Source organism: Promicromonospora citrea (assembly GCF_013004695.1).
GTDB classification, from domain to species: Bacteria; Actinomycetota; Actinomycetes; order Actinomycetales; family Cellulomonadaceae; genus Promicromonospora; species Promicromonospora citrea.
Map to the genome: position 1 here is coordinate 1 of NZ_JABEMG010000239.1, position 3,443 is coordinate 3,443.

The 3,443-nt window shown below is 74.7% G+C and carries 3 protein-coding genes; 1 reads left to right on the forward strand and 2 read right to left on the reverse strand.

Features of this window, described 5'->3' with window-relative positions; genetic code table 11:
- Positions 1 to 204 precede the first annotated feature (204 nt).
- On the forward strand, positions 205 to 678 hold the full coding sequence (locus HLB15_RS23015) for a hypothetical protein (protein WP_171109032.1): 474 nt from the start codon (positions 205 to 207) through the stop codon (positions 676 to 678).
- A gap of 88 nt (positions 679 to 766) precedes the next feature.
- On the opposite strand, the gene HLB15_RS23020 is transcribed toward HLB15_RS23015, so the two are convergent.
- Together HLB15_RS23020 and HLB15_RS23025 are read right to left on the reverse strand one after the other, a co-directional pair.
- On the reverse strand, positions 767 to 2,845 hold the full coding sequence (locus tag HLB15_RS23020) for a penicillin-binding transpeptidase domain-containing protein (protein WP_189086863.1): 2,079 nt from the start codon (positions 2,843 to 2,845) through the stop codon (positions 767 to 769).
- Between the two features lie 125 nt (positions 2,846 to 2,970).
- Positions 2,971 to 3,153 (reverse strand): hypothetical protein, encoded by a 183-nt coding sequence (locus tag HLB15_RS23025; protein WP_171109034.1) that lies wholly within the window; start codon positions 3,151 to 3,153, stop codon positions 2,971 to 2,973.
- Between the last annotated feature and the right edge of the window lie 290 nt (positions 3,154 to 3,443).

Sequence of the window (3,443 nt, forward strand, 5' to 3'; positions counted from 1 at the left end):
CGCCCGACGCCGGCCGCTGAGCGCACGCGCCGGCACGGCCCGGGCCACCGCCGCGGTGGCCCGGGCCGTCGCGCGTGCGGTCCCGCACGGAGCACACCGGACGGACCAGGACGATTGGCCCTCCTGCGGGGCCGTGCCGCTAGACTCGCCGCGGGTGCGACGGACCGCACTCCTGTGAACCGGTTGACGTGAGGGAAGTACATCGTGAGCACCAGCAAGAACTGGGGCGCCGCCGCACTGGTCTCCTGTGCGCTCCTGCTGTCCGGATGCTCGGCCCTCGAGGACATGGCCAGCGACTTCATGCCCTCGGGTGAAGAGGTCCAGCAGGAGGCCGAACCGACGCCCGACGCCGTCGAGGCACCCGTGAGCACGGGCAAGTACAGCCTCGTCGAGACGTGCAACGCCTTCTTCTCCGGCGCCCTGGTCCAGAACATCGGGAACCTGGCCCCGGCCGTCGCCGCTCCCCTCGACGAGGAGCGCACGGGCCAGGCCAGCGGTGTCAGCAAGGGCATCGGCCTGATCATCGGCGAGGCCGACGAGGTGAGCATCGCCCACCTCGAGGCCGTGCGGGCCCCGTTCGACCAGGCGCTCGACGGCTCGATCGCGCGCCCGAAGGCCGTGCAGAAGGCGGTCGGCGACTACCAGACCGCCTGCAAGGAGGCCGGCTGGAAGGGCTGATCCGCCCGGCTCCGGGCGGTACCGTACGAGAGGACCCCCGCGCCACCGAGGTGGGCGGGGGTCCTCTCGTGTCCGGGGTCCCGTGGCGTCAGCCGCCGGCGAGGAACTCCCGCATCACGGGAGCAGCGACGGTCGACGCGAGATCGCCCTCCTCGATGAACACGGCTGCGGCGAGGTCGCCCGCGATCGCCACCATCCAGACGTGCGCCTTCGACCCGTCGCCGAACTGCGCCGTCCCGGTCTTGGCCCCCACGATGCCCGGCACGTCCCGCAGCGTGGTGCCGGAACCCTCGCTGACCACCGCGCCCATGAGCTCGCGGAGCGTCGCGGCCTCGTCCTCGGTCAGGTCGCCCGACGGCGCCTCGGGCGCCTCCCCGTTCTCGGGCTGCACGAGCCACGGCGAGACGGTGTGCCCCGCCGCGACGCTCGCCGCCACCGTCGCCATGGCCAGCGGGGTCGCGACCACCTGGCCCTGGCCGATCATCGACGCCGCGTGCACGGTCCCCGTCGAGTCGGCGGGCACGTCGCCCGTCGTCCCGGCGGCGCCGAGCACGCTCGGCTCGACGCCCAGGCCGAGCGACGCCGCGGCGTCGTGCAGCTGCTGCTGGCTGACGGACCCGTGCTGGGCGATGAACGCGGTGTTGCACGAGTTGGCGAAGATCGTGCGGAACGGCACCGCGTCCCCGAGCGCGGACTGCGGGTAGCCCGGCACGTTGCCGAACTGACGCCCCTCGACGGTGACGTCCGGCGCGCACGGCAGCGGCGTGTCCGGCGTGACGCCCCCGCGGATCATGGCGAGCGACGTGGCGATCTTGAACGTCGAGCCCGGCGGGTACTGACCGAGGGTGGCCGTGTTCAGCCCCTCGGAGCCCGGGCCCGACGCCGCGGCGAGCACCTCGCCCGTGGACGGCCGGATCGCGACGATGGCGCTGGCCAGGTCCGTGATGTCCGCGAGCGTCTCCTCGGCGCGGCGCTGCACCGCGGGGTCGAGGGTGACGACGAGCGGCTCGCCGTCCTGCTTCTCGATCGTGAACGCCTCGCGGCCCTCGCCCTCGCCGTCGGCCGGCTCGATGGTCACGGCGAGGCCCGGGACGCCCCGCAGCCGCTCGTCGTAGGCGGCCTGCAGCCCCGAGAGGCCGACGACGTCGCCCGGCGCGACCGTGCCCTCGGACTCCTCGACGATCTCGGCCGTCGCCTCGCCGACGATGCCGAGCACCGGACGCGCGAAGTCCCGGGTCGGGGCCAGCGCCAGCTCGTCCGGGATGCCGACGACGCCGGGGATCGCCATGGCGGCGTCGAAGTCGTACTCCGGGTCGCCGTCGCGGATGGTGATGACCTCGATGAACGCCTTCTCGCCCGCTGCCTGCACACGGCCCTCGATGTCGTCGGTCGTCTCCTGGTCGAGCTCGAGCACGGTGCCGAGCTGCTGGGTCGCCGTCTCCCAGCCCGGCCGGGTCTTGTCGATGCCGACGCGGTGCACCGGGGTCTGGCTCACGATCGTGTCGCCGCCGGTCGTCCGGATCTCGCCGCGCACGGGCTCGGTGCGCTCGACCGCGAGCCGCTCGCCGGCCTCGAGGCCCGGCACCATGACGCCCGGGTTCCAGACGGCCTGCCACTCGCCCGGCTCACCGTCGGTGTGGCCCGGGTAGGTGAGCTGCACGACGGTCTCGTAGTCCCAGGCCGTGTCGGTGGCGACCGGCCAGGTCCAGGTGAGGGTCGCGGTCGCCGTGGCGGTCCCGCCGTCGCCCTCCTCGACCGGGGTCACGGCCTTCACCGCGACCGTCCCCGCGTCCTCGCCGACGGCGGCCCGCAGCTGCTCGAACACCTGCGTGTACTGCTCGTCGGGCGACGCCGACGTCTCGAGCGCAAGCGGCACCTGCGACGGCGTACCCGCCTGCAGCGCCTCGGCGAGCTGCTCCGCGGCCGGCTCGGGGTCGGGGATCCCCGGCGCGCGGAAGAACAGGAACCACACGGCGACGGCCGCGGCGGCGAGCAGCACGACGACGCCGCCGACGACCAGCGCCGTGCGGCCGCGGCGGCGCTCCGCGGGCGGCCCGGGCGGCGGGGGCACCTGCTCCTCCGGCGGCAGCGCCGCGTACCCCCCGGGTGGAGGCGGGACGGGGGCGTGGCCGTCCGCCGGCGGGAGGGACGGTGGGTATCCGCTCATGCCCAGGAGCCTACGGGGCCGGTCATGAACAGCACGTGGAATGTCCTGGGTGAAACGTCAAGGATGCGGCACGGAGGGAGCGGAGCCGCCGAACCCCCTGGACCTGCGGCCCCGCCCGCCGGGCGTCACGCGTCCGGGGACCGCCTGCGGTCCTTGGCACGCGTGGCGAGCTGGAGGTACGACGTCACCGGCGCCGCCCGGCCGGCGGTGCGGAGCTGGTGCTCCCGCCGGTTGAGCAGCTCCATGCGCCGCAGGTCACGCTCGATGCCGGCGAGGTCGTTGCCGGTGACCGCTGTGCTGGTCGTCATGGTGGTTCCCCGTTCCCAGGCTCCTCGTGCGGGCAGCCTCGACAACCAAGGACGCACGAGAAGGTCGTTCCGTTGGGTAGGGAGGACGGGACCCGGAGTTCGTGACGCCGCGGCCCCGGTCTCACCCGCCGGCGGCCCGCTCGCGCAGGTAGGCACGCAGCGCGGGGTCGGTCGTGAGGGACACCGCCTTCTCGCCCGCCGCCCGCGCCGCCGCGGTGTCGCCCGCTGCGGCCAGGAGGTGGGCGCGGGTGGCCCAGAGCGGCTGGAAGCGCCCCGCCGCCGGGTCGGCC